This is a genomic window from Martinezella sp. CNPSo 3732 (genome assembly GCF_057784515.1).
In genome coordinates this window covers 159,985-184,345 of record NZ_JBXSOO010000004.1, presented here as the reverse complement: position 1 = coordinate 184,345, position 24,361 = coordinate 159,985, and the positions used below count along the sequence as shown (strand labels likewise).

Annotated in this window: 26 protein-coding genes and 1 pseudogene; 19 read left to right on the top strand and 8 right to left on the bottom strand. The window is 58.0% G+C overall.

The window, feature by feature from the left end; all coding sequences use genetic code 11:
• Positions 1-35: 35 nt before the first annotated feature.
• On the bottom strand, positions 36-389 hold the full coding sequence (locus tag AC13RM_RS11625; protein WP_095436095.1) for a helix-turn-helix domain-containing protein: 354 nt from the start codon (positions 387-389) through the stop codon (positions 36-38).
• A gap of 99 nt (positions 390-488) precedes the next feature.
• Between AC13RM_RS11625 and AC13RM_RS11620 the strand changes: the two genes are divergently transcribed.
• Genes AC13RM_RS11620 through virB11 form a run of 13 tightly spaced genes read left to right on the top strand, consistent with a single transcriptional unit; the run spans position 489 to position 10,600 of the window.
• Entirely contained in the window at positions 489-1,028 is a 540-nt protein-coding gene (locus AC13RM_RS11620; protein ID WP_488554998.1) for a hypothetical protein, read from the top strand.
• A gap of 2 nt (positions 1,029-1,030) precedes the next feature.
• Positions 1,031-1,699 carry a lytic transglycosylase domain-containing protein gene (locus tag AC13RM_RS11615; protein WP_488554997.1) on the top strand — a complete coding sequence of 223 codons (669 nt, stop codon included), beginning with the start codon at positions 1,031-1,033 and terminating at the stop codon, positions 1,697-1,699.
• A complete protein-coding gene (locus AC13RM_RS11610) occupies positions 1,696-1,998 on the top strand; it encodes a TrbC/VirB2 family protein (RefSeq protein ID WP_488554996.1) in 303 nt (100 codons plus the stop codon). Before AC13RM_RS11615 ends, AC13RM_RS11610 begins: the two co-directional genes overlap by 4 nt.
• 4 nt (positions 1,999-2,002) lie before the next feature.
• Positions 2,003-2,341 (top strand): VirB3 family type IV secretion system protein, encoded by a 339-nt coding sequence (locus tag AC13RM_RS11605; protein ID WP_095433291.1) that lies wholly within the window; start codon positions 2,003-2,005, stop codon positions 2,339-2,341.
• A complete protein-coding gene (locus AC13RM_RS11600) occupies positions 2,334-4,700 on the top strand; it encodes a VirB4 family type IV secretion/conjugal transfer ATPase (RefSeq protein WP_488554995.1) in 2,367 nt (788 codons plus the stop codon). The genes AC13RM_RS11605 and AC13RM_RS11600 overlap by 8 nt, the downstream gene beginning before the upstream one ends.
• Positions 4,700-5,395 carry a P-type DNA transfer protein VirB5 gene (gene virB5, locus AC13RM_RS11595; protein ID WP_488554994.1) on the top strand — a complete coding sequence of 232 codons (696 nt, stop codon included), beginning with the start codon at positions 4,700-4,702 and terminating at the stop codon, positions 5,393-5,395. Before AC13RM_RS11600 ends, virB5 begins: the two co-directional genes overlap by 1 nt.
• Entirely contained in the window at positions 5,392-5,625 is a 234-nt protein-coding gene (locus tag AC13RM_RS11590; protein ID WP_488554993.1) for an EexN family lipoprotein, read from the top strand. Before virB5 ends, AC13RM_RS11590 begins: the two co-directional genes overlap by 4 nt.
• Positions 5,626-5,628: 3 nt before the next feature.
• Entirely contained in the window at positions 5,629-6,561 is a 933-nt protein-coding gene (locus AC13RM_RS11585) for a TrbL/VirB6 family protein (protein ID WP_488554992.1), read from the top strand.
• Positions 6,562-6,600: 39 nt separating this feature from the next.
• Entirely contained in the window at positions 6,601-6,888 is a 288-nt protein-coding gene (locus AC13RM_RS11580; RefSeq protein WP_488554991.1) for a hypothetical protein, read from the top strand.
• Entirely contained in the window at positions 6,888-7,559 is a 672-nt protein-coding gene (locus AC13RM_RS11575; protein WP_488555128.1) for a VirB8 family type IV secretion system protein, read from the top strand. Before AC13RM_RS11580 ends, AC13RM_RS11575 begins: the two co-directional genes overlap by 1 nt.
• Before the next feature lie 5 nt (positions 7,560-7,564).
• Positions 7,565-8,443 carry a P-type conjugative transfer protein VirB9 gene (gene virB9 / locus AC13RM_RS11570; RefSeq protein WP_488555127.1) on the top strand — a complete coding sequence of 293 codons (879 nt, stop codon included), beginning with the start codon at positions 7,565-7,567 and terminating at the stop codon, positions 8,441-8,443.
• Positions 8,433-9,602, top strand: coding sequence for a type IV secretion system protein VirB10 (gene virB10, locus AC13RM_RS11565; protein WP_488554990.1), 1,170 nt, complete (start codon positions 8,433-8,435; stop codon positions 9,600-9,602). The genes virB9 and virB10 overlap by 11 nt, the downstream gene beginning before the upstream one ends.
• A gap of 8 nt (positions 9,603-9,610) precedes the next feature.
• Entirely contained in the window at positions 9,611-10,600 is a 990-nt protein-coding gene (gene virB11 / locus AC13RM_RS11560; RefSeq protein WP_488554989.1) for a P-type DNA transfer ATPase VirB11, read from the top strand.
• A gap of 540 nt (positions 10,601-11,140) precedes the next feature.
• Here the strand turns inward: virB11 and AC13RM_RS11555 are convergent.
• The 4 genes from AC13RM_RS11555 to AC13RM_RS11540 form a co-directional block, all read right to left on the bottom strand.
• Entirely contained in the window at positions 11,141-11,731 is a 591-nt protein-coding gene (locus tag AC13RM_RS11555) for a mobile mystery protein B (protein ID WP_488554988.1), read from the bottom strand.
• Entirely contained in the window at positions 11,728-12,192 is a 465-nt protein-coding gene (locus AC13RM_RS11550; RefSeq protein WP_488554987.1) for a mobile mystery protein A, read from the bottom strand. Before AC13RM_RS11550 ends, AC13RM_RS11555 begins: the two co-directional genes overlap by 4 nt.
• 334 nt (positions 12,193-12,526) lie before the next feature.
• Positions 12,527-13,936, bottom strand: coding sequence for an O-antigen ligase family protein (locus AC13RM_RS11545; RefSeq protein WP_488554986.1), 1,410 nt, complete (start codon positions 13,934-13,936; stop codon positions 12,527-12,529).
• 134 nt (positions 13,937-14,070) lie between these two features.
• Positions 14,071-14,646, bottom strand: a complete 576-nt coding sequence (locus AC13RM_RS11540; RefSeq protein WP_488554985.1) for a sugar transferase — start codon at positions 14,644-14,646, stop codon at positions 14,071-14,073.
• Between the two features lie 187 nt (positions 14,647-14,833).
• Between AC13RM_RS11540 and AC13RM_RS11535 the strand changes: the two genes are divergently transcribed.
• Entirely contained in the window at positions 14,834-15,769 is a 936-nt protein-coding gene (locus AC13RM_RS11535; protein WP_488554984.1) for a UDP-glucose 4-epimerase family protein, read from the top strand.
• Between the two features lie 15 nt (positions 15,770-15,784).
• On the opposite strand, the gene AC13RM_RS11530 is transcribed toward AC13RM_RS11535, so the two are convergent.
• Positions 15,785-17,071 (bottom strand): nucleotide sugar dehydrogenase, encoded by a 1,287-nt coding sequence (locus tag AC13RM_RS11530; RefSeq protein ID WP_488554983.1) that lies wholly within the window; start codon positions 17,069-17,071, stop codon positions 15,785-15,787.
• Positions 17,072-17,337: 266 nt separating this feature from the next.
• Here AC13RM_RS11530 and AC13RM_RS11525 point away from each other — a divergent pair, with 266 nt between their 5' ends.
• The 4 genes and pseudogenes from AC13RM_RS11525 (at position 17,338) to AC13RM_RS11510 (ending at position 19,568) form a co-directional block, all read left to right on the top strand.
• Positions 17,338-17,526, top strand: coding sequence for a hypothetical protein (locus AC13RM_RS11525; protein ID WP_106999540.1), 189 nt, complete (start codon positions 17,338-17,340; stop codon positions 17,524-17,526).
• 8 nt (positions 17,527-17,534) lie between these two features.
• Positions 17,535-17,948, top strand: a pseudogene (locus tag AC13RM_RS11520) (type IV secretory system conjugative DNA transfer family protein); the annotation flags it as partial.
• Between the two features lie 370 nt (positions 17,949-18,318).
• Entirely contained in the window at positions 18,319-18,939 is a 621-nt protein-coding gene (locus AC13RM_RS11515) for a DNA-binding protein (RefSeq protein ID WP_285177473.1), read from the top strand.
• Positions 18,939-19,568, top strand: a complete 630-nt coding sequence (locus AC13RM_RS11510) for an RES family NAD+ phosphorylase (protein WP_488554982.1) — start codon at positions 18,939-18,941, stop codon at positions 19,566-19,568. The genes AC13RM_RS11515 and AC13RM_RS11510 overlap by 1 nt, the downstream gene beginning before the upstream one ends.
• 204 nt (positions 19,569-19,772) lie before the next feature.
• Here the strand turns inward: AC13RM_RS11510 and AC13RM_RS11505 are convergent, their stop codons facing one another.
• Together AC13RM_RS11505 and AC13RM_RS11500 are read right to left on the bottom strand one after the other, a co-directional pair.
• Positions 19,773-20,003, bottom strand: a complete 231-nt coding sequence (locus AC13RM_RS11505; RefSeq protein ID WP_285177500.1) for a conjugal transfer protein TraD — start codon at positions 20,001-20,003, stop codon at positions 19,773-19,775.
• 49 nt (positions 20,004-20,052) lie between these two features.
• On the bottom strand, positions 20,053-20,265 hold the full coding sequence (locus tag AC13RM_RS11500) for a TraC family protein (protein ID WP_488554981.1): 213 nt from the start codon (positions 20,263-20,265) through the stop codon (positions 20,053-20,055).
• A gap of 191 nt (positions 20,266-20,456) precedes the next feature.
• On the opposite strand from AC13RM_RS11500, the gene traA reads away from it, so the two are divergent.
• The gene (gene traA, locus AC13RM_RS11495) at positions 20,457-24,341 is read left to right on the top strand and encodes a Ti-type conjugative transfer relaxase TraA (protein WP_488555126.1); all 3,885 of its coding nucleotides are present in this window, start codon (positions 20,457-20,459) and stop codon (positions 24,339-24,341) included.
• Positions 24,342-24,361: the final 20 nt, after the last annotated feature.

Sequence of the window (24,361 nt, the reverse complement as noted above, 5' to 3'; positions counted from 1 at the left end):
TTAATTCAGTTTGATTCGGCCGCGAAGGTGATCAATCACCGCGCCTGAAAGCTCCGCAGCTTCTCGAAAATCTCTGGCGCGATCTCAAATTGACGGGCCTTCCCGCGCCCCATGGAATTCTTCACGAACGTCTCAGTCAGGATCCCGCGCTTTACCAGCGGCTCGATTGTCTCCGTCACGCCCATGCGTGTAAGCTTCGTAATTTCGACTATATTTGAGATAGTTAGCGCCTGATGAGCTTGATTCATGATGTAAAGAACACTCATCATGCCGACCTGTTTCAGCCGGGATTGCGGTGTCTCGTCCTCCTGCGGATTATCCATGATCTCATGCAGGATGAAGGCTGCAAACGAAAGACTGTGCCACTGCGTGGTTAGGGTACTTGTCATCTTTTTAACTGCATTATATAAATCAGTATAAGTTACGAACGACGCCAGATTCGTCGCCGGACGGATCGTTTGATATCGCCACATCGAAGGATCATGCTGATGAAACGCCTTCTGGTTGGAACAATCTTCGCCATTGCCGGCTGCAGCCCTTTATATCTCATTTCCGAGCGGCATGCGCGCGCCGATGATTGGGGATGTCAGGTTATCCTGTGCCTTTCCAATCCGGGTGGACCGACACAATATGCAGCCTGCCGTCCGCCGATCAGCAAGCTCTGGCAGGAGCTTGCCAAGGGGCATTCCTTTCCCACCTGCAGCGGTGTCGGCTTCCGGTCATCGCGTCCTGGTTACGAGCCATATTTCTGCAGTGACAACTATCGCCTGACGACACGCTACGGTGAGCGCGGCCAACAGGAGACCTGCGTTTCGCGAACCCTTTCCAAGGTTGATGGCGGCTATTGCGCCTCCGGTCGTAATAGCGTCGCTAAAGACGATGGGTTGGTGATATCGGCGCGTTGGCAGCGGGATGGCCGGCACGTTCAGTGCATGGGCTATCCGACGACGCGGCCGAATGTGCGATCCGAGCCCCATTATGTCGATGTGACCATCGACGGCGTTGGAAGCCAGCGGGTGTGGTACTGATCATGGCCGTCTTCTTCACCGATCTTGCCCAGACCTGTGCGCCGGCGATTGCGATCGAAACGCTTGCAGCGGTTGTCAGTCTCGAAAGCCAATTCCAGCCTTTTGATATTCGTGTGCGAGGAAGTTCATCTCTCCATGAACAGCCAAAGAACAAAGCCGAAGCTGTCGAAACCGCAACGGTGTTGATGGCGGAACATAAAGATGTCCAGCTAGGGCTTGGCGGCATTGGCATCGCCGAATTGCGCAAATTTGATCTCAGTATCGCGGATGCCTTCGATCCGTGCCTCAACCTCAAGGCAACGGCGACACTGCTCGATGGCTATTATCGTCTGGCCGTGCGCGCCGGCGCGACATTGCAGCAAGCAGAGCGCGTGATGCTGCAATCCTACTACGGGCGCTCCGATCCTTCGGTCGGAAAGATGGCCCAGTATGACGATCAGGTCCAAAGTGAGGCCAAACGGCTTTCGAAAGCGCTGTCCGCCTTAGCGATAGGGCGGACTGTCGGGCGGCCGACGGTTCCCGAATCCCAGGCCGGTGATCCGTCCTTGAACGGTGAGGAAGGGTCTTTGTCCGAACGGTCGGTGAAACCACCGTCTTGGGATGTCTTCCATGTAGCGCGGCAATCATCTGCGCTGGTCTTCCAAAATGATCAACCGGAGCAGTCTGAATGATGTCGAGGATCAATATTCGTGCATTTGGCGCCACCGTTGCGATGGCAACTGTTCTTTCGATCGCCATGATCGAGCCAGCCTTCGCGCAGAGCGCCGGCGGGATCGAGACGGTTCTGCAGAATATCGTCACCCTGCTCACTGGCAACGTCGCCAAGCTCTTGGCAACGATCGCCGTCATCATCGTCGGTATCGCCTGGATGTTCGGCTATCTCGATCTTCGCAAGGCCGCCTATGTCGTGCTTGGTATCGGCATTCTCTTTGGCTCCTCGCAGATCGTCAGCACGATTTCCGGGGGCTGAGATCATGGTGGAGAGGGTCTCGCTTGAGGAAGATACCCTGTTCCTGGCCTGCACTCGGCCGGCGATGATCGCTGGGGTGACGATGGAGGCTATGGGCGTCAACATTATACTGACGACGATCCTCTACATTGTAGCTGGCTCGATTGCCTATGGGCTTGTCGGTGTGGTCTTTCATTTCATTTTTCGCTCGCTCGTCAAGCATGACCACAACATGTTCCGCATTCTGCTGGCCTGGATCGAAACCCGTGGTCGTTCGCGCAACGGCGCCTATTGGCGTGGTGCTTCGCTGACGCCATTGAGGCTAGTGCGACACTATGACGAAAGGGACCTTGGCCATGCCTAATGTGTCCCGTCTCAAATCCCGTGAACTCGAGCCGGAAACCTTCATCCCCTATGTCCGGCACGTGGACGAGACCGTGATCGCACTCGAATCCAGGGCGTTGCTAGCGATGATCGCCGTGGAGGGCGTATCGTTCGAGACAATCGATCCTATTGATTTGAACAGCCTGCAGCGCGATCTCAACACGCTCTACCGCAACATTGCGGACGAGCGTCTGGCAATCTGGACCCATCTCATCCGCCGGCGCGACAACACCTATCCCGATGGTGAATTCACCAATCCCTTCTCGGCAGCATTGAACGGCAGATATCGCGAGCGGATGGTAAGCGAAGACCTGTTTCGCAACGATCTCTATCTCACCCTGCTTTGGCATCCGGGACGGGATCCGGTCGAACAGCTTGCAAATCTGCTGTCACGGCTTCGTAAGGCCCAACGAGCCGCGGTCGAGCTCGATGAGGACAGCCTGAAGCATCTGCGGGACAAGGTAACCGATGTCACTGCCGGACTGAGACGCTTCGGCCCCCGTGTGCTGTCGCTCTACGATCAGAACGGCATCTTGTTTTCCGAACCAAGCGAGGTGCTGCATCAGTTGATCGGCGGCCGCCGAGAACCGATCCCATTGACGGAAGGCAGGATCTCCTCGGCGATCTATTCCGATCGTGTGATCTTCGGGCGCGAGACCGTCGAGATCCGTGATGAAGGGACAAGCCGTTACGCCGGCATGTTCGGTTTCAAGGAATATCCGGCGAGAACCCGCGTCGGTATGCTGGACGGCATCCTGACGGCACCTTTCGAACTGATCCTCACTCAGTCCTTCGCGTTCAGGTCCAAAACCGATGCCCGCACCATCATGGGCCGCAAGCAGAACCAAATGGTGAGTGCGGCCGACAAGGCAGCCTCCCAGATTGAAGAGCTTGATGCGGCAATGGACGAGCTAGAATCGAACCGTTTCGTGCTCGGCGAACACCATCTCACCCTCGGGGTCTTCGCTTCGTCTGTCAAAGACCTTGCTGACAATCTTGCGAAGGCGCGCTCGCATCTGACCAATGGCGGCGCTGTCGTGGCCCGCGAGGATCTAGGGCTCGAAGCTGCATGGTGGGCACAACTGCCCGGTAATTTTCGGTATCGGGCCCGTTCCGGTGCGATCACCTCGCGGAATTTTGCAGCGCTTTCTCCGTTTCATTCCTATCCCATGGGTAGGAAGGATGGCAACGAGTGGGGGCCGGCCGTCGCCATGCTGAGGACGGCGTCGGGCTCGCCGTTCTATTTCAATTTCCACTATGGCGATCTCGGCAACACCTTCGTCTGCGGTCCGTCGGGTGCTGGCAAGACCGTACTTCTCAATTTCATGCTATCGCAACTCGAAAAGCATGACCCGCACATGGTCTTCTTCGACAAGGATCGTGGCGCCGACCTCTTCGTCCGGGCTGCCGGCGGTACCTATTTGCCGCTGAAGAACGGGCTGCCGACCGGATGCGCACCGCTGAAAGCCTTAGAGCTGACACCGGAGAACAAGATATTCCTGGCACGATTTATCGCCAAGCTAGCCGGTGCGGCGGTGCGTGATTTTTCGGTCAGCGATGTCAGCGATATCGCGCTGGCGATCGATGGCCTTGCCGATCTGCCGAAAAATCAGCGCACGATCGGCGCTTTGCGCACCTTTCTCAACAATACCGATCCGGAAGGGATCGCCGCGCGCCTGCGTCGGTGGGAAAGAGGTGGGCCGCTTGGTTGGGTCTTCGACAACGAGGTCGATGAGATCGGTATCGGCGCCAAATTTCTCGGCTACGACATGACCGATTTTCTCGACAACGAGGAAATCCGTAATCCCTTGATGGCTTATCTTTTCTATCGAGTCGAGCAATTGATCGATGGCCGACGGATCATCATCGTTATCGACGAGTTCTGGAAGGCGCTGCAGGACGAGAGCTTTCTTGATCTTGCCCAGAATAAGCTCAAGACCATTCGCAAGCAGAACGGCTTGATGCTCTTTGCCACGCAAAGCCCGCGAGACGCCATCAACTCGCCGATCGCGCACACAATCATCGAGCAGTGCCCAACACAGGTTTTCCTGCCGAATTCCCGCGGTGATCGAGACGACTACGTCAGTGGCTTCAAGCTCACCGAACGCGAATTCGAGCTGGTTGCCCGCGAGCTCACCGCCGAAAGCCGGCGCTTTATCGTTAAACAGGGTCACAACAGCGTCGTCGCCGAGCTCAATCTCAACGGTTTCGGCGATGAGCTCGCAATCCTTTCCGGGCGAACGGCGAATGTGGAACTTGCCGAGGCGATCCGGGCGGAGCTTGGCGATGACCGGGACGAATGGCTGCGGATATTCCAACAGACAAGGAGTGCAAGCTGATGGCGCAGAGCAGAACGATTCCCATGACAGCGATAGTACTGTTCCTTTCTTTCCACGCCGCCGACGCGCAGGGTATCCCTGTGATCGACCAGACTGCGATTGCCAAGCAGATCGAAAGTATAACTCAACTGAAATCGCAGCTCGATGCGCTGAACCAGCAACTCCAGCAGGCCCAGCAGCTCTACGGCTCGCTAAACAAGCTGACCAATATGGCCGACGTCGCCAGCCTGCTGAACGATCCGGCGATCCGCAAGGCATTGCCTGGGGACTTTTCTACCGTCGAAAGCCTGCTCAAGGGATCAGCTTCAGGCACGCTTGGCGATGCCGCCTCCAAGTTCTTGACCGACAATTCGACCTACAAAACGAGCGCTAACGACTTTTATGCTCAAGAACTGTCGCGTCTTCAGAACAAGAATGCAGGGCAGATGAGTCTCGGCCAGCAAATCTACGATACCGCGACCAAGCGGATCGACGGGATTGATCAATTACGCCGGCAAATCTCATCGGCGAGCGACGCCAAGGATATCGCCGATCTGCAGGCACGGCTGCAGGCCGAAACGGCCTTTCTCCAGACCGATATGCTCAGGATGCAGGGGTTGCAGATGGTGCAGCAGGCCCAGGTTCAGGTCGATGAACAGCGCAGGGCCGAGGATTGGCGCAAGCGCATGGACACAATGGGAGCGGCCCTTCAATGAAGTTTCTTGTTCTCCTCACACTCGGTGTCTCTTTGTTCGGCTGCTCGAAGCAGCCCGAGCGCACTTATTCGGTCGATGAGTTGATAGCCAACCAGACGCTGCTGTCGGATCTCATCGCCAAATGCAAAAGCAATCCCGGCGAATTGCGAGCGACGCCGAATTGCGTGAATGCCGAGGCGGCTGATTGGAAATCCCGCATGGAACGCATGGGCAAAGCACTCGGAGGCTGAGGCATGTATCAGATCTTTGCCTTCGTCGATGGGCAGTTCAAGGCGCCGCTGGAGAATTTCATATCGTCAGGTACGTCGAATATCGCCAGCTGGGTCACCGGGCCATTGACGGCGGCATTGACCCTTTATGTCATTCTCTACGGCTTCCTGATTCTGCGTGGATCAGTCCACGAACCGATCATGGACTTCGCCTTTCGGGCAATGAAGCTTGCCATCATCCTGATGTTGGTCACGCATGCTGGCGAGTATCAGACTTATGTCGGGAGTGTCTTCTTCGACACCTTGCCCAAGGAAATCTCACAGGCGTTGAACTCCGGCACGATACCAAGCGCCTCGACCTTCGACAGCCTGTTGGATAAAGGCCAGAAATGCGCGAAGGAAATCTGGTCGCGGGCCTCATGGGGTGTCGATATCGTTACCGGCTTCGGTGGCATGCTGGTCATCTTGGCAAGTTTCGTGGTTGCCGCGATCGGTTATATTGTCTCGCTCTATGCCCGTCTCGCACTGGCAATCGTGCTCGCTATCGGCCCGATTTTCGTGGCGCTCGCCATGTTCCGCTCGACCCGCCGCTTTACCGAAGCCTGGATCGGGCAACTCGCCAACTTCGTGATCCTGCAGGTACTGGTTGTGGCGGTTGGCTCGCTACTCATTACTTGTATCGACTCCACCTTCACGATGATCGAGAGCTATAGCGACGTGCTCATGCGACCCGTTGCGCTCGGTGCCATTTGCCTTGCCTCCCTTTACGTCTTTTACCAGCTTCCGGGCATCGCCTCGGCACTAGCCGCGGGCGGAGCGTCGCTCACCTACGGCTATGGCGCGGCACGCGACGCGCATGAAGGCGCGCTTGCCCGAGGTGCGACCTACATGGCGCGAGCGACTGGTCGGGGTGCACGTGCCGTTGGCCGCAGCTTTCGTTCCGAAAGAACCGGCTGATCTGAAACTTCAAACAAACAACAAGATGGCTGGTTCACGATGATCCGAATATTCGTGCTTTTTTGTGTGGCATCGACGCTCGGCGGTTGCGCGTCCCATTCCTATCCCCTGCCCAAATGCGACGGCTATTCGCGCCGGCCGCTCAATCGCGCCATGTGGCAATGGGACGGCGATAGTCGGTCCACGCCGCAACCTCTTCAATCTCCACCGGCACAGTCCGGCGGCAAGCCACCCGCCTATGTCGAGGAAAAGCCAGATATCGTTCCCGCTGCTTTCGCGCATTTTGATGTCGGCCACTCCTATCGCCGATGCGGAGGGCAGCGGTGATGGTGACGACGGACAGTCTCAAGGATTATTTCGATAAGGCCCGGCGCTTCGACCAGGATCGCATGATCCAGATGGAACGTTCGGCTCGGATTGCCTGGTTCGTAGCTAGCGGGGCCGGCATTCTTGCGGCGATTTCGACCCTTGCCGTCGCAGGTTTGACACCGCTAAAGACGGTCGAGCCTTTTGTGGTGAGGGTCGACAATTCCACCGGTATTGTCGATGTCGTTTCGGCACTCACGTCGACCGCTGGCACCTACGACGAAGCGGTGACCAAATATTTCGCCGCCCGCTATGTTCGTGCCCGCGAAGGTTATGTCTGGAGCGAGGCGGAGGAGAATTTTCGCACGGTTTCGATGCTCTCAACTGCGCCGGAACAGACCCGCTTTGCCGCTATTTATCGCGGCGGCAATCCAGATTCCCCGCAAAATATCTACGGTCGCGGCGCCACATCGCGGATCAACATCGTTTCCATCTCGCTGATCAACGCCAATGTACTGTCTGTTCGCTATATGCGTACCATCACCCGCGGTGACGAGACCCATACGACCCATTGGGTGGCAACGCTTACCTTCTCCTATGTGAATGCTCCAATGTCCTCGACCGACCGGCTGATAAATCCGCTCGGCTTCGCCGTCAGCGACTATCGATCCGATCCGGAGGCCATCAATTGAAACATCTGAAACATCATTGTTTGATCGTACTGCTCCTGATTGCTAGCTGGCCATCGGCAGCCCTTGCGCTGCAAACGCCGCGCGGCGCCTCCCAGGACAGTCGGGTTCGCTTCGTCGACTATCAGCCTTACAATATTACCAGGATCGTGGGCTCGTTGCGCTCCTCCGTCCAGGTGGAGTTTGCCGCCGACGAGGAAATTGCCCATGTGGCGCTTGGTAACACGGTCGCTTGGGAAGTGGCGCCCGCCGGCAATATCCTCTTTCTGAAGGCGCGAGAGAACCAGCCGGTCACCAACATCTCCGTGGTCACGACACGTCGTGACGGTTCGATGCGCAGTTACCAGATGGAGTTGACGGTCCGAGACGGTTCGGTTGCCGCCGGCCAGGACACTTACTTCTATGTCAAATATCGCTATCCAGCCGATGATGCCGAACGCCGTCGTCAGGAGGCGCTCGCGCGAACCCAGGCAGCACAAGCCGGACAAGCCGACACAGTGCTGGCTTTGCACGAGCAATATGGACCGCGCAATTGGCGTTATTCGGCGCAGGGATCAGGCGCCTTGGAACCGAACGCTGTTTATGACAACGGCAAGATCACGACCATCGCCTTCACCGGCAATCAGGAAATCCCGGCAATCTATATGGAAAACTCCGACGGCACTGAGAGCCTGGTACCTAAGTCGGTGGCCGGTGATCTCGTGCTCGTTCATGCGATCGGTCGCAAATTCATTCTGCGGCGGGGAGGAGACGTGCTCTGCATCTTCAACGAAGCCTACGATCCGACGGGCATCGATTCCAACACCAATACGACATCGCCTTCGGTCGAGCGCGTCATGAAAGCGCAGACGGCTGGTGCCGCAACAGGAGGAGCCCATGGTGGATGAGGCGGAAGACCGTATCCCAGGTGAGCGCGCCGAGACGGATGTCAACTTGCGGACTGAGGCCAGTCCATTCCTGAAGCGCGGTGCCGTGGTTCTGGCGATGGTCGCTTTTGTTGGGTTTTCGCTGTGGTCGATGCGTGACCGGCAAAAGACTGAGACGAAAGAGCCCGACCCTGTCGTTATTCGCCAGACGGCTGACTTCGAGCCGGCGAAGGAAGAGGCAAAGCCGGCTCCACCGCTTCCCGAGGTGCTGCTACCGACGCCCATGCCAAAGGGGCAGGTCACACCTGCCGAGGACACTTTGTTGGATTCCGCCCGCCGTGCGCCTGTCATGGCCTATAATGGACAGCAATCCTCATCGCAACGCCGCGACACGGCAGCCGCCATGTCGCAAGACTCCGGTTCCAATTACCTTCCTGTTCCCGGCAGCCTCGGGGGCGCTCAATCTGAAGCCGAGGGCCAGCGTTTCAATAGGATGTTGACGCCGACCCATCTGGAGGGATCACGCGCCGGCACGCTCGGCAACCGCGACTTCATTGTCGCTATGGGAACTTCCATTCCGTGCGTGCTGGAGACGGCGCTCGCCTCCGACCAGCCGGGCTTCGCCAGCTGCGTCATCAATCGCGATGTGCTTTCCGACAACGGCCGCGTGGTTCTGATGGAGAAAGGAACACAGATCGTCGGAGAATATCGAGGCGGCTTGAACCGGGGCCAGAAGCGTCTGTTCGTGCTTTGGAACCGGGCAAAGACGCCAAAAGGTGTGATTATTACACTCGCCTCACCCGCGACCGACGCGCTCGGGCGGGCGGGCATGGATGGCTATGTCGACACGCATTGGTGGGAGCGCTTCGGCAGCGCCATTCTGCTCTCCGTCGTTGGCGACGCGACGACCTATGCCGGCAGCCGGCTGCAGGATAGTGACGTTCAAGCGCAGAATACGACGACGGCTGGCCAGCAGGCAGCAGCGATCGCCGTCGAGCAATCCATCAATATTGTGCCGACATTGACAAAGCATCAAGGCGAACTCGTCTCAATTTTTGTCGCTCGCGATCTCGATTTTTCCGACGTCTATAGCCTGCGTGTCACCGAACCCCGCAACAGGATCCTCGATCGGGCGGTATCGGGGGATTTCAGGGCCCGATCGACGCTCGTGACAAAATAGGGCGGAAGATGGCGGAAGCTTCAGATGCGGGTGTCGTGCGTGAATTGCTTTTGCCGCTGTCTCGCTTCCTGAAGGACACGTCGCTGTATGAGATCGTCGTCAACCGCCCGGGTGAAGTCCTGACCGAGGGAACGCAGGGATGGCAGCATCATGCACTGCCGGATCTTAGCTTCGAGAAGCTCATGCGTCTGGCCCGAGCCATTGCAAGCTATTCGAACCAGGCAATCGACGAGGCCCGGCCGGTCTTGTCGGCCTCTTTGCCAGATGAAGAGCGGATTCAGATCGTTGTTCCACCTGCAACGAGCAAGGGCACGGTCAGCATCACGATCAGAAAGCCGCCGTCGGTGACGTTGACGTTGGATGATCTTGAAAGGGGCGGATTATTTTCCAATATCTCCTCGCCGAACCGTCATAGCGAATCCTCCAATACGAGGTTGGACAAGATCCTCAAGGCCGGCAATTACGCGACGTTTCTGCGTGCGGCGGTTCTTGCGCGCAAGAATATCATCATCTCGGGCGCGACCGGATCGGGCAAGACCACCTTGTCGAAGGCATTGATCCGGCATATCCCGGAGCATGAGCGGATAATCTCGATCGAGGATACGCCAGAGCTGATCATCTCGCAGCCCAATCATGTCAGGCTTTTCTATTCGAAAGGAGGGCAGGGGCTGGCGAAAATCAGCGCGAAAGATTTGCTCGAATCGTGCCTCAGGATGCGACCCGATCGCATTCTTCTACAGGAGCTGCGCGACGGCTCAGCCTTCTACTACATCCGTAATGTCAATTCAGGACACCCTGGATCGATCACAACGGTGCATGCCGATTCCGCGGCGCTGGCATTCGAGCAACTGACGTTGCTCGTCAAAGAGTCGGAAGGAGGTCGTGACCTTGAGCGCGGCGATGTTCGGAATTTGCTCAAGGTCGCGATCGATATCATTGTCCAGTGCAAGCGGATCGATGGGCGGTTTCGGGTGAGCGAGATTTATTTCAAGCCGTGATCGAGCGGAGAAATGATTGGTTCCTGCATTTTGGTTTGGTCGCTTCAGCCGAGGTTCCTTGTAAACGGAAAACAGGTTTAACCAGATTTATCCGGTGCTTCGTCTTCTTCCGCTTCGGGCGAACGGCGTCGTTCATCGGAAAGCTGGGCCGGAAAATGGCTGACGTGCATGCGAAATCCGAGATACGTGAGCGCTCTCCAGGGCCGCATGCCCTCTTTCGTCGCACGGCCTCGTAGTTGCCGGTGGATTATGCGACGAAAATAGAGGGCATTGGCGTACAGATATTTGAATTTCGCGGTGGTGGACCGTTGGTCGCAGCATCATCAACTTGGTATGACGCTTTTCGTGCGTTGTTAAGCGAAAAGGCGAGTTCCTCAGTCGCGAAGGGATTCTAATTGGATTTCTATATCGACCCCTGATTCTAATCGATTTTCGATGCGAAACTTGCGGTTTCGATGTGGCATATGGTCATCGGAAGATCGGAAAAGGGATCATCGCCCGTGCGGTAAACTTCCTCCTTCTGTCGATAACCAGGTAGCATTACGAGCGAGCGAATGCGAGCAAGGGGCCGTAATCGCCCGCGTCGGCGGCCTTCAACGCCGCAATATACTCTTTTCGGGTTGCGGACGGATCGACAAGATTGATCTGGCCCCAGGTGAACCGCGGCTGGCCGAGTTCGATCGCAAGCAGGTCGCCGATCATGCGCGAGAAGCGGCCATTCCCGTTGGGGTAGGGATGGATCGCAACAACCCGGTGGCTGAAACGGATCGCGATTTCATCCGGCGGAAACGTCGAGTGCTCGGCCCAATATTTCGCATCGTCGATCGCCTGATAATACTCGACCGGGATGCGATAGGCGTCGATGCCGATGTTGCGTGCCGTCGTGCGATACGTGCCAGCCCACTTCCACACATCGCCATACATCTGTTTGTGCAGCTCGTTCAGGAAACCTTGGTCGAGCACCTTGCGCTTTCGCCGCCCGACCCAACGAACGGCGTCGGCGATGTTGGCAAGTTCCGCCTCGTTCAGCTCCTCGCGCGTCGTGATGTAGGAAGGAATGAGCTGTTCGCGCTGCTCGGCTTCGAGCGGTGTGTTCCCGTCGTCGTCTCCCTCAAAAAGCGGATCGCTCATTCCTTGTCCCACAGCTTCCGCGAAAAGTGCGCGAGGTAGTCCGCCACGATGCGACGCTTTTGCCCTTCAAGGTCTTCCGCGTTCACAGCCTGATTTTCGAGACGCATCGTGTGATTGAGATGCGCAAGTTCGTTCCGTACTTTGCGCTCGGCCTGATCGTAGAGAATGTCGTCGAGAGGCTTGGTCGGGACAAAGGCATAGACGAACTGACAGTCGAGCGCTTCGGCCGTCTCGCGCAAGGTCTTGAGCGTGATCGCGCCCGCGACTTCCGCTTTCTCGATCGTCGTTACGCGAGAGGGAGCCACGCCCATGCGCTCGGCGAGCTGGCGCGTTGTCATGCTCAGGGCCTCCCGAATGGCTTTCGTCCAGCCACGCGAGGGCGTTACAATGCGGTCGGCTCTGAGGGGAGAGAGCCGTTTATCAAGGTTCTTTCGGGCGAGTCTCGCTTGTTTGTCGCTCATATATATGTGTCCGTTTCGGGCGATCTCTAACATATATATGTGAGCAAAACAATAAACTTCGCTCACTCATGTATGAGCAATTTTATAACTTTCGCTCATATTTATATGAGCGAAAAGCGACCGGATATGGGAAAACCTTCCCCTGCACCCGACAGGATTCGAACCTGTGACCTTTGGAATCGGCAAACAGGTGAAAAGGACATGAAACTTAACGGTCGCACTCAGCCTTCGAAACAGCGAACATCACAATCAGTGCTCCAGAAGGACAAACCATCCTAGATTCGATCATGGGGTTCTTTGTGTTGCTGTCGAGGCGGTCGTGCAACTATCATGATCAGGCTCTCACGGTCGCTTCTTTCCTTTCCACCTTCGCCATCGTCAAATACTCCCCCTTCAGCCGCATATGGCACCAGCAGGCAAAGGCGGAGCTTGCGAAGGCCAGGCTTTCGCCGATCGCCAGGCGGTTGTTGGAGTTGCTGAGGAGCGTCAATGAGAAAAAGAAAAGGCAGGCGATGTAGGCGTGCCATGCGGCACGCGGAATAATGCCCGCCTTGCGGGCACGCCAGACGGCGCGGATGAAGGTGGCGAGCATGAAGCCCATGATTGCAGCGCCGAAGAGGCCGTAGCGCACCAGGATTTCCAGGTAGCCGTTGTGTAGCAGCGTGTACTGGACGTGGGAATAGCGCGTCTCGGCCCAGCGTTCTAACCATCGGTTGCCCCAGCCGAAGATCGGCGCGGAGGAAAAGACCTCCCAGCTGTTCGACCAGAGCTGCAGGCGTTCGTCCATCGATACCGGCGTATTGGTGGAGCTGATGGCGTTCGAGACCACGCCCTCCATCTCATGGCCGTTGGCCACATTTTCGACCATAGAAATGGCTGCCGACAAAGTCGGGCCGGCCGTCTTGTCGAGATTGTGCCTGACGCCATAGATACCGGCGATCAACAGGGCTGCGACGGCGATGATGATGATGACGCCGCTTTTCAGGCGCAGATAGGTCAGCGTAATAAGCGCCAGGACAGGCAGGGTGATGCCGAGTGCCAACCAGACGCCTTTCGATTTGGCGCCGTAAATGGCGATGAAACAGAACGCGAAGATGAAGGGTGAAACGATATAGGCGAAGCGGGCGATCCGGCGGTCGCTCGATTTGTCCGTGAGGTAGTGCAGCAGCCAGAACAGGGTGAAGATCAGGATCATGCCGCAGGCGACAGCGCCGTGGATCTGGTTGTTCATGATCAGCGGCCGGATGGTTTCGCCGGCAAAGACCTCGCGCAGATGCTGGGTGGCGACCAGCATGATGAGGACTACCGCGAAATAAGCCGCGACGATCTTCTCCATCAGCTCTTCGTACAGCAGGAAGGCGACGCCCATGATGGGAAAGAAGAAGGGGAAGGCATAGAGCCAGTCCGAGGCGCCGATATCGTGCTGCGGCGTCAGCCAGAAGGTGATGAAGAACCGTGCCATGACATAGAAAGCCCAGCCCATGCAGAGCCAGCCGATCCAGTCCGTGCGCGGCCGTATAGGCGCCTTCATATAGTAGTAGAGCGCGATTAGAGAGAGGAGCGCGGTGGCGTAGCGATAAGCATCGCTCTCAACCACGGTTGGCGAAGCGACCAGCAGCCAGAGAATGCCGCCGATGATCGCAAGCGGTTTTGCCATGCTGCTTCCAGCCTTTGTGACGCCGATCGGCTCGGCTGCAAGGTCAGCATGCGGGTTGTTGATGCGCGAGTCGTCCAATGTCGTCATCCGCCTTCGTCCAGAATCGGTTCATCATCCGGCATTTCTCGCTCCCATGACGGCCCCTATGGTCGCAAAGGGGCAGGAATACGGCAATTTTCGCATGCCGTTGCGTCAACGATGTCGATTTTGCCGATTGTTTGTTAATGGGCAACTCCGTCGCGTCGAACCACTTTCAAGGCTGTCAGGAAAATGATCTTGAGATCGAAGAAAAAAGAGCGTCGGCGCAGGTAATCCTCGTCCAGCGCCACCTTCTCGGGGATCGGCAGTTCGTCGCGGCCGTTGACCTGCGCCCAGCCAGTCAAGCCTGGCAGCAGCGCGTCGACACCGCGTTCCGTGCGTAGGGCAACGAGATCGTGCTGGTTGAACAGCGCCGGACGCGGGCCGACGATGCTCATCTCGCCTTTCAGGATGCACCAAAGCTGCGGCAATTCGTCGAGACTCGACTTACGCAGGAAGGAGCCGATCGGCGTCAGATAGATATTGGGGTCCTTCAGCAGATGGGTCGCGACCGCCGGCGTATCGGTACGCATGCTTCGAAATTTCGGCATGCGGAAGATCTTATTTTTTCGGCCGACCCGATCCGACCAATAGAGGATCGGACCAGGCGAGGTCAGACGCACTGTAAGTGCGACGATCAGGATCGGGATGAAAAAGACGACGATCGCGGCTAGAGCGGCGAGAAAATCGAAAAGGCGCTTGGCGATCGTATAAAACATCTTCTCTTGTCGTTGCATCGCCCTTTATTCTGAGGGTGATCAAGGTCGTCAGTGCTCCGTCCATCTCATATCGCGATTTCAAGCACAACCATTCCCGGTAAGATTTCCCGCCCTTGTTCTAAGCAGACATCCCGTGCAAAGCATGTCTCAGTTAATCATGGTGCGGAAATGTGGAGGCAGCTGGCGGATGATCCTGGTGACGGGTGCGACGGGTTTTGTCGGACAAGCTCTGTGCACGGACCTTTCCCGCCGGCGAATGGAGTATCGGCCGGTCAGCCGCAACTCCCGCCCAGGCTTCGTCGCCATCGGGACGATGGATCGCGATACGGATTGGACCGATGCGCTTGCCGGCGTCGATGTCGTCATGCATCTGGCGGCCCGCGTCCATGTTATGAACGAGAGCGCCGCCGATCCCTTGGCCGCGTTCCGAGCCGTCAATGTCGATGCGACCGTCAACCTGGCGCGACAAGTCGCGGCCGCGGGCGTAAAACGCTTCATCTTCCTGAGCTCGATCAAGGTCAATGGCGAAGGGACGTCTGCGGCAAGGCCCTTCAGGGCTTCGGATGTGCCGCATCCGGAAGATGCCTATGGCCGCTCGAAACTGGAGGCGGAGGAGGCCCTGCTCGCGATATCAGCGGAAACGGGCATGGAGGTCGTCATCATCCGCCCGCCGCTCGTCTATGGTCCCGGCGTCAAGGCGAATTTCGCGAGCCTGATGAAATGGGCCTCCCGGCCGTTTCCCTGGCCGTTCGGGATGATTCGAAACCGCAGGTCGCTCGTTTATGTCGGCAATCTCGTCGATTTCATGCTGCTCTGCGCCAGCCATCCGGCTGTCGGCAATCGCGTTTTCCTGGTCAGCGACGGCGAAGATCTTTCGATTGGCCAGCTGATTGCCAAACTATCCCTGGCGACGGGGCGCAAGGCTTGGATGCTGCCGGTGCCTCCTGCGCTGCTCGAGGGACTCGCCGCGCTTCTGGGACGTCGAGCCGCCGCGCAGCGGTTGCTTGGTTCGCTTCAGGTCGATATCGGCGAGGCGCGGGCGGTCACCGGCTGGTCGCCGCCTTACTCGGTCGAAGAAGGGCTGGCGGCAACGGTCGCCAGTGCGGTGACAAAGGCGCGCTGAACTGGCCTTTCAGCCTTACAGGCTCCAGACCGAATGACCTTCCAGTAGAGGATTGGTTCGATCAAGGGCTGCCTTCACGTCGACGACGACGCCGTTCTCGCTCAAGAGATCGAGGATACCGGCTGCACCTTCCGCCAGATAGGATTTATGCGGAACGGCAAGCACGACGGCATCGAGCTTGCCGAAGTCCTGCAACTCCCTGAGCTTTATGCCGTATTCTTCCTCAGCCTCCGAGATGCTCGCCATCGGATCGTGCACCAGCGGCTCCAGGCCGAACTGATGCAATTCGCTTATAATGTCGGGCACGCGGCTGTTGCGCAGGTCGGGCACGTTCTCCTTGAAGGTCAGGCCGAATATGCCGATCCGGGCGCCATTGATTGGCTTTTTCGCCGTGACCAGCATCTTGATGAGCTTCTGGGCGATGAAGGCGCCCATGCCGTCATTGATGCGGCGGCCGGAGAGGATAACTTCCGGGTGATAGCCGAGTTCCTCGGCCTTGGCCGTCAGGTAATAGGGATCGACGCCGATGCAGTGGCCCCCGACCAGGCCTGGGGTGAAGGGCAGGAAGTTCCATTTCGTCCGCGCCGCCTTGAGCACATCGGCCGTGCGTATATTCATTTTCTCGAAAATGATCGAAAGCTCGTTCATCAGTGCAATATTGACGTCGCGCTGGGTGTTTTCGATCACCTTGGCGGCTTCGGCCACCTTGATGCTGGGGACGCGGTGGATACCGGCCTCGACCACGGCGCCATAGATGGCGGCGATCCTTTCCAGCGTTTCCGCATCGTCGCCGGCGACGACCTTTACGATGCGCTCGAAGGTGTGTTCCTTGTCGCCGGGATTGATGCGCTCCGGCGAATAGCCGACATGGAAGTCCTCGCCCTGGCGCAGCCCGGAAACTTCGGCCAGCACCGGGCCGCAGACCTCTTCGGTAACGCCGGGGTAGACTGTGGATTCATAGACGACGACCGAACCTTTGCGTAAAACCCTGCCGACCATGCGCGAGGCGGAAATCATCGGCCGCAGATCGGGCTGCCGGTTCCGGTCGATCGGCGTCGGGACGGCAACGATGAAGATATCGCGATCCCTGAGATCCTCGATCTCGCTGCTGATGCGCAACCCGCTCGACCGCAGCCGCTCGGAAGAAATCTCCCTGGTATCGTCCTCGCCCGCCTTTAGCGCGGCGACGCGGGAGGCCTTGATGTCGAAGCCGACCACATCATGGAATTTTTCAGCAAGCGCGATCGCGACGGGCAGGCCCACATAACCGAGGCCAATGACGGCAATTTTTTCGTTCAACACAACATACCTCGAACACTTCACCTGAATTAGCCCGAATTCGAAGCTGATGTCAGCGTCTAATATTTGCCTTGCGGATCATTTTAGGTGTGGGTCGCATGAATGTGATGACCGGTCAGCCGCTTCGCCATGGCTTGGAAATTATGGCCTTGTGGCAGGTTGCGATACAGCGTTGGCGCAGACGCAGAGGATGCCTATCGAAACTTTCCGGTTTCGACCCCATTTATTTGATGAGACCTATTTTCTTTTCTCTGAAAGAGCGGTTCGCGATGCGAAACAGCTACCTTAAGCAACTCCGTACCCAGCGCGAACAACTCGAAGCCAAGCTCGAGCTGCATATAGCGCGCTATTGTTTCGGCGAAGGCGAGGTGGACGACGGTACCGAAGCAGAGCTCCGGCAACGGATTGCGGAAATTTCCGACGAAATTGCCGCTCTCGAGGCTGAGCGCGGCGAGTAAGATTGCACCTGTTCCTCCTCGATGAGGTCGCGCGTCTCGGCTTCATGCGGCTCCTGGAGACGGCGCGCGAGGCAGGCCGCAAGTACGGCATCACGCTGTTGCTGTTGTTTCAGAGCATCGGCCAGATGCGCGAAACCTATGGCCGGGGCGATGCCGCCAGCAAATGGTTCGAGAGCGCGAGTTGGATTAGCTTCGCGGAAGTGAATGATCCGGAGACGGCCGACTACATCTCGAAGCGCTGCGGCACGACCACGGTCGAGATCGACCAGGTCAGCCGGTCGTCGCAGGCGTCGGGTTCGTCGCGCACGCGATCGAAGCAGCTTGCAGCGCGGCCGCTGATCCAGCCGCATGAAGTGCTGCGGATGCGGGCCGACGAGCAGATCGTCTTCACCGCGGGCAATGCACCGCTTCGTCCCGGCCGCACTTCCTCGGCCCTCCCGGTCGCCCGGCGCCGCTCAACGCCAAACCGTGCCGCCGGCGCTGCGACCACTCCGGCGACCGCCATAGGCAGGAGACGCTTCGTCATGAGCACTCGTCGAGCCCTGCCGGACGCTCGCCGCCCGCTGATCATACCCCCGCGAGAGGAGCGTGACCGCATGCGCGGAGACCGCTTGCGGGCTCTGGCAGTGACCGGCAGGACGCGAGTAGAGCCGCGCCCTGAAGAGGGATCGCCCCCTAACTTATGCAGACGAAGCCCTCGTTTCTCGTCAGTGATGTAAAGAACCCCATGGAGCGAGTTGACGCAGTAGTTTTCGTTACTATATAAATCCTAAGACAACAGAGGAGGCCACTATGCCTCGCGCCCCGCATTCAACTGAGCTCGTGCTTAGTTTCCAGACCGACCCGGATTCCGTCCAGGCCGCATTTCTGCGTCGTGCAATGTCGGCACTCGAACGGATTGCCGCGACAACACCGTCGAAGGCGCTCACGGCGGCTCTCGGCGCGCCGACGGGCGCAGGAACGCTCGCGCAAATCCTCAGCCATCCCGAGTTTATCGGGGAGGCGGTGAGCAACCTCGACCCGATGGTCTCGGCGCTCGCGCGCAATCTCGAGCATCGGAACCAACTGCTCCTGCGTGCCGGCGGCGTCCTTTCCGCCGAAGAAGCCGGCAAAATTGCCGGCATCACCCGCCAAGCGATCGACAAGCGGCGTCGGGGCAACGCGATCCTTGGCGTCCGGGAGGGAAGCGACTGGAAATATCCAGCCTGCCAGTTCCGGGACGGAGAGGTTTTGCCGGGGATAGCCGAGGTCGTTCGCGGTCTCGCAGACCAAGGCGCCTGGGCTACGCTCGATTTCCTGCTTGCGCAGGATAGCGCGCTCGGCGGCCGGTCGCCGTTGGAGGCTTTGCGCCAGGGTGATCTCGGCGCGGTCGAGCGGCTAGTCCGCGCCAATACCGGCGACGGCTTCGCCTGATGGTCCCGCCGGTGCGAGGACCGTCCGGGGCGGCGGTGCCGCCGCCCGATTGGTTGAAGGATGCGAACTTACCGATCACGACCATTCCGGCCGGATCGGTGTTGCATCGGATTCACCGATCGAACTTTGATCCGGTGTTTTTCGGACCGGGAGCCGGCCACGATCCAATTTATCGATTCGATAGCGCAAGTGGACGATTCGGCGTGCTCTATATCGGCCACGCCTTCGCAGGCGCGTTCGCCGAGACGATCCTGCTCAACCCGCAACGGCTGATGGTTGCAGAACGCGAAATTGTCACCCGGTCGGTAACGGCGCTCACCAGCCGGACGGCTCTGCGCATGGTGACGATGCACGGCGCCGGGCTGCAGATCCTCGGCACGGATAATTCAATCTCCACCGGCCCCTATGAGCCATGCGGCGCATGGGCCGATGCGCTCTGGGATCATCCGGAGGAGCCGGACGGGATTGCCTATCTGTCCCGGCATGATCCCAGCGAGGTCTGCTACGCGGTCTTCGAGCGCAAACCGATCGCCTTCGAGGCGAAGGCGACGCATCCCCTGTCTGCCATGCAAAGCGACGTCGCGCAGCTGCTCCACCGTTATGGCAAGTCCCTTTCTGCTGACGTGTAAAGCTACGGCAACTGCGGGAAGTATCAGCGGTGCGCGGTCATGATCGGCGGCTACGTCCGCTTCGGCGAACCATGCTGTTTTTCAGCGGATTCAACGCGCGAAGCTATTGCCCCCTATCATCGTCCCAAGACCGAGCGAGGCAAAGGCCTCGATGTAAAGACGAACGTGTCAGAGGGGGTATCGTCGGCGGGATCAAAGCCTGGGTCAAACATCTAGATCCTTGCTCTCCGAATTATTCATGCGTGCATCGGCTCGGAACGCTTCCATACCAATCTTGTGAAGCTCACGGTACTGCGCAGTATCTGGCGGGATCCGGCTGGCTTCGATCAAGGCGCCGAGCAGGAACGCGCGATCGGCTTTTCTCAAGCCAGCCTTGATGATCAATCCGCCGAAGATCATCTTTTCGCGCGTTTCGTGCTTGCGATCTTTTATCATGTCGCGCTGCTGCCTGCGTTCGAGAAGCATAATCCGCTGATCTAGCCTCTTAAGTGGATGCGCCCGTTTTCCTTTTTTCGCCGTCGCGAAATCGCTCTGTGATTTCGGCGAGAACCTCATTGAGCTCGGCGTCCGAAATGTCCAGTTCCGCGAGACCTGCCCTCCGTGCCGCGCTAGCGAAACGTTCATTGGCCTTGGCGACCATGTTCTTGCGCTTCTCCCTGAGCTGCTCGATCTCGGAAGTCGTGGTTCTTGCACGCATGCCTGTCCTTTCTTTCATCAGGATCAATTCTGATGGCATCTTTTATACTGCATTAAATACGGTAGTCAAATGGACTGAAATAGTATAGGAAAGTGGAATTCATCCTGGGAAAATTACTCTTTTTCAGGCTTTTCGCCAAGGTATCTCGATATCTGCATGGTGCCGAGGTGCCAGAAAGGATAGAGTCAAATTTGGCTATTATGTTTTTGAGAGCGAAATTGATCAGCCGCGGAGCGGGACAGAGCATTGTCTCGGCTGCAGCCTATCGTCATCGGACCAAGATGATGGATGAGCAGGTGGGGATTAAGTTCCGCTACCCGGCAAGGGCGGACGAACTTATCCATGAGGAACTCGCTCTGCCCGACGATACGCCGGCATGGTTGCGAATTTTAATTGACGGACGATCGGTTGCTGGCGCCAGCGAAGCGCTCTGGAATGCTGTCGATTGTTTCGAGACCCGGCGTGATGCACAGTTGGCCCGCGAGCTCATCCTTGCACTTCCAAACGAACTCAGCACCAAGGAGAATATCGCCCTCGTACGCGACTTCGTTCGCAAGAACCTGTTGTCGCGCGGAATGGTGGCAGACTGGGTCTATCACGACAAGAAGGGCAATCCGCACGTCCACGTTATGACCACGCTGCGTCCGCTGACCGCGGAAGGGTTTGGGCCCAAGCTAGTCGCTATCGTCGACGACAGGGGCGAGCCATTGCGGCTCAAAACCCCCGATAAGCCGAAAGGAATAATTATTTACCGTCGGTGGGCGGGCAACAAGGAAACGATGGAGGAGTGGAAGCTTGCCTGGGCTCAAACGGTAACGCACCATCTGGCACTTGCCGGTCACGATATCCGCATAGACGGCCGCTCCTATGAGGAGCAGGGGTTGCGGGGAGTGGGGCAGCACAATCTCGGTCCTGCCCGCACGGCGCTTCTACGCAAAGGTGCCGATGTCCATTTCGCCCCTGCGGCATTGGCGCAGCGTTACGAGACTGCGGATCGCCTCGCTGCCGATCCCGGTCTATTGCTTCGGCAACTCAGCAACGAGCGTTCGACTTTCGACGAAACCGAGATCGCTCGTGCCCTGCACCGCCACGTTGATGATCCAATCGCCTTTGCCAACATCCGCGCGAAACTGATGGCGTCGGATGATTTGGTAATGCTGCGACCGCAGCAGGTCAGTGCGGAAACTGGTGGGGTCAAGCTGCCGGCAGTCTTCACGACGCGCGCGACGATCAGAACCGAATTCCACATGGCGCGCTCGGCATTGAATCTCTCCAACATCGGTGGCTTCGCGGTATCGCCATCTCAAGTTGATGCTGCGATCGTTGAGATTGAGGCAGCGCCAAACAAGGCCATTTGCCTCGATGCTGAGCAGGTCGATGCGGTTCGACATATCACGGCCGATAGCGGCATTGCCGCAGTCGTTGGTATCGCGGGCGCTGGCAAATCGACATTGCTGAGTGTGGCACGTATCGCCTGGGAAGGAGATGGCAGGCGTGTCCTCGGAGCAGCGCTTGCCGGCAAGGCGGCGGAGGCATTGACTGGTAGTTCCGGGATCCGTTCTCGTACGATTGCCGCTTGGGAGCTTGCCTGGAAAAACAACCATGACCTCCTGCAGAAGGGCGACGTGTTGGTTCTAGACGAGGCTGGCATGGTCTCATCGGAACAGATGGCGCGTCTTCTCAAACGCGTAGAGGATGCCGGCGCGAAAGCGGTTCTTGTCGGCGACGCGATGCAACTTCAGCCGATCCAGGCGGGGGCTTCCTTCCGCGTCATCGTCGAGCGCATAGGCTTTGCCGAATTGGTCGGCGTTCGCCGCCAGAGACACGAATGGGCGCGAGAGGCGTCCCGTTTGTTTGCCCGTGGAAATGTTGAGGAAGCCTTGAACGCCTATAGCGCCCATGGCCATGTCCTCGAAAGTGAAACGCGTAATGATGCGGTTCAACGCATCGTATCCGACTGGGCGAGCGCTCGCCTCGATGCCATTGCCAAGGCGCAGGTCGAAGGTCGTAAGTTGCGTGGCGACGAGTTGATGGTTCTCGCCCACACCAACAGTGACGTGAGACGCCTCAACGACGCGATCCGTGCGGTCATGTCACAACAGGATGCGCTTGGCGAAGGCAGGTCCTTTCGCACAGAGCGCGGCATACGTGAGTTTAGCAAGGGAGACCGGATCATTTTCCTGGAAAATGCGCGATTCGTCGAACCCAAGGCCTCTCACCTCGCTGTTCAGCATGTCAAAAACGGCATGTTTGGAACGGTCGTATCGACGGCGGGTCGAAGAGGGGAACCATTTCTTTTCGTTCGGTTGGACAGTGGACGGGATGTCATGTTCGCGGAAGACACTTATCGCAATGTCGACCATGGCTACGCCGCGACGATTCACAAGAGCCAAGGATCGACCTTCGATCGCACTTTCGTGCTGGCAACCGGCATGATGGACCGGCACCTGACATATGTTGCCATGACGCGTCATCGCGAGCGTGTCGATCTTTATGCGGCAAGGGAAGATTTTCAGCCAAAGTTCGAACGGGGCAAGACGGCGCGCGTCGAGCATGCCGCGGGCATTAGCGGCGAGCTTGTTGAAATCGGGCTTGCGAATTTTCGCAAGCGGGACGACTCCGGTCCTTCTCCTTATGTTGACGTCAGAACGAACGATGGAACCACGCATCGCCTTTGGGGCGTCAATCTGCCCAAGGCGATTGAGGAGGCCGGCGTCGGGGTCGGCGATACAGTGGCCATGCGCAAGGAGGGAACTGAAAAAGTTACCGTTAAAGTCCCCGTTGTTGATGAGGAAACGGGAGCGAGGCATTTTGAGGATCGCGTTGTCGACCGCAACATTTGGACGGCATATTCAATTGATAAGGCCGAGGCTCGGATGGAGCAACTTGCCGCCGAACATCGCCCCCCGACGCTCTTTGCGCAACTGATTGAACGGCTGTCGCGCCCTGGCGAAAAGACGACGACGCTCGATTTCGAAAACGAGGCGTCTTATCGATCCGCCGCTTTCGATTTCGCACGGCGGCGCGGCATCGACACTATCGCGGAGTATGGTTACGCCGTCGAGGCACAGGTGGAGCGCCTATCCAATTGGTTCACCGTACAAAGTGATCATGTGGCGCGGCTCTGGCAACGGGCGAACGTGCCCTTCGGGGTCGCAGTCGAAACTTCAGGGCGGAATGCTGCTATTCACGCAACACGCGATAAAGACGCCTTGCCCGCTCCGACGGCGGATGCTTCCGATCTACTACCCGCGGTGAACTCCCTTACCCAATCGATTGCAGAAGAGGCGCGTCTCGCCCAACTCGCATCTCCTGCAATGTTGCCGGCGGTCACGAAATTCAATGCAAGCCTCGACGAGGAGGCGCGAATGCGTGTGACCGAGACTGAGCACTACAAACAGGTGAGAGCAGCACTCGCCGCGACTGGATCCGTGATCTGGCGCGATCCCGCAACAGCTGTGAGGATGATCGAAGATCTGGTGATCAAGCTGCTCGACCCTGAGCGTGTTGCACGTGCCGTTGCCACAGAGCCAACGGCCTATGGTCCTTTGCGCGGTAGCGGCAGGATGATCGATAGGCTGCTCGCTGGTGGCCGGGAGCGCAGGAAAGCATTGCAGGCGGCTAACGCGGTTGGTGCCGACATTCACTCTCTTGGTCGATATTACTTGAGCGCCTTTGAGACCGAAAAATCGGCGGTCATGATAGAGCGGGAACGGATGGCCATAGCTATTCCAGGGCTGACGAGAATTGCCCAGAATGAGCTGCGGCACATCACGTCCGAGACGAAGAAGAACCCGCGCGAGCTGGCACGATTGGTCCAGTCGTTGTCACCAGATGTCCGCCAGGAATTTTCTGTGGTCAGTAAGGCACTTGATGCTCGCTTTGGACCGGGTGCAATTTTGCGCAACGAGGCTGATGTTGCCAACATGGTCTCGAAGTCTCAGCAAACGGTTTTCAAAGCCATGCTTAGTCAATTGCGCACAGTCCAACGTGCCGTCGCTTTAGATAGGGCAGAAGAGATTATCGCCGAGCGCCAACGTCGAACGATTAACCGCGCCCGTGGTGTTGATCGCTGAGAACGTCCAAAGATTCCAAA

Bases quoted from the DNA above. Each gene is read 5' to 3' on its own strand.
- AC13RM_RS11515 (WP_285177473.1), top strand. From the start codon at position 18,319: ATGCCTCGCGCCCCGCATTCAACTGAGCTCGTGCTTAGTTTCCAGACC.
- AC13RM_RS11575 (WP_488555128.1), top strand. From the start codon at position 6,888: ATGGTGACGACGGACAGTCTCAAGGATTATTTCGATAAGGCCCGGCGC.
- AC13RM_RS11600 (WP_488554995.1), top strand. From the start codon at position 2,334: ATGCCTAATGTGTCCCGTCTCAAATCCCGTGAACTCGAGCCGGAAACC.
- AC13RM_RS11605 (WP_095433291.1), top strand. From the start codon at position 2,003: ATGGTGGAGAGGGTCTCGCTTGAGGAAGATACCCTGTTCCTGGCCTGC.
- AC13RM_RS11540 (WP_488554985.1), bottom strand. From the start codon at position 14,646: ATGTTTTATACGATCGCCAAGCGCCTTTTCGATTTTCTCGCCGCTCTA.
- AC13RM_RS11610 (WP_488554996.1), top strand. From the start codon at position 1,696: ATGATGTCGAGGATCAATATTCGTGCATTTGGCGCCACCGTTGCGATG.
- AC13RM_RS11620 (WP_488554998.1), top strand. From the start codon at position 489: ATGAAACGCCTTCTGGTTGGAACAATCTTCGCCATTGCCGGCTGCAGC.
- AC13RM_RS11505 (WP_285177500.1), bottom strand. From the start codon at position 20,003: ATGATAAAAGATCGCAAGCACGAAACGCGCGAAAAGATGATCTTCGGC.
- AC13RM_RS11625 (WP_095436095.1), bottom strand. From the start codon at position 389: ATGACAAGTACCCTAACCACGCAGTGGCACAGTCTTTCGTTTGCAGCC.
- AC13RM_RS11590 (WP_488554993.1), top strand. From the start codon at position 5,392: ATGAAGTTTCTTGTTCTCCTCACACTCGGTGTCTCTTTGTTCGGCTGC.
- AC13RM_RS11500 (WP_488554981.1), bottom strand. From the start codon at position 20,265: ATGCGTGCAAGAACCACGACTTCCGAGATCGAGCAGCTCAGGGAGAAG.
- AC13RM_RS11555 (WP_488554988.1), bottom strand. From the start codon at position 11,731: ATGAGCGATCCGCTTTTTGAGGGAGACGACGACGGGAACACACCGCTC.
- virB5 (WP_488554994.1), top strand. From the start codon at position 4,700: ATGGCGCAGAGCAGAACGATTCCCATGACAGCGATAGTACTGTTCCTT.
- virB10 (WP_488554990.1), top strand. From the start codon at position 8,433: ATGGTGGATGAGGCGGAAGACCGTATCCCAGGTGAGCGCGCCGAGACG.
- AC13RM_RS11615 (WP_488554997.1), top strand. From the start codon at position 1,031: ATGGCCGTCTTCTTCACCGATCTTGCCCAGACCTGTGCGCCGGCGATT.
- AC13RM_RS11545 (WP_488554986.1), bottom strand. From the start codon at position 13,936: ATGACGACATTGGACGACTCGCGCATCAACAACCCGCATGCTGACCTT.
- virB11 (WP_488554989.1), top strand. From the start codon at position 9,611: ATGGCGGAAGCTTCAGATGCGGGTGTCGTGCGTGAATTGCTTTTGCCG.
- AC13RM_RS11510 (WP_488554982.1), top strand. From the start codon at position 18,939: ATGGTCCCGCCGGTGCGAGGACCGTCCGGGGCGGCGGTGCCGCCGCCC.
- AC13RM_RS11550 (WP_488554987.1), bottom strand. From the start codon at position 12,192: ATGAGCGACAAACAAGCGAGACTCGCCCGAAAGAACCTTGATAAACGG.
- AC13RM_RS11535 (WP_488554984.1), top strand. From the start codon at position 14,834: ATGATCCTGGTGACGGGTGCGACGGGTTTTGTCGGACAAGCTCTGTGC.
- AC13RM_RS11585 (WP_488554992.1), top strand. From the start codon at position 5,629: ATGTATCAGATCTTTGCCTTCGTCGATGGGCAGTTCAAGGCGCCGCTG.
- AC13RM_RS11580 (WP_488554991.1), top strand. From the start codon at position 6,601: ATGATCCGAATATTCGTGCTTTTTTGTGTGGCATCGACGCTCGGCGGT.
- AC13RM_RS11525 (WP_106999540.1), top strand. From the start codon at position 17,338: ATGCGAAACAGCTACCTTAAGCAACTCCGTACCCAGCGCGAACAACTC.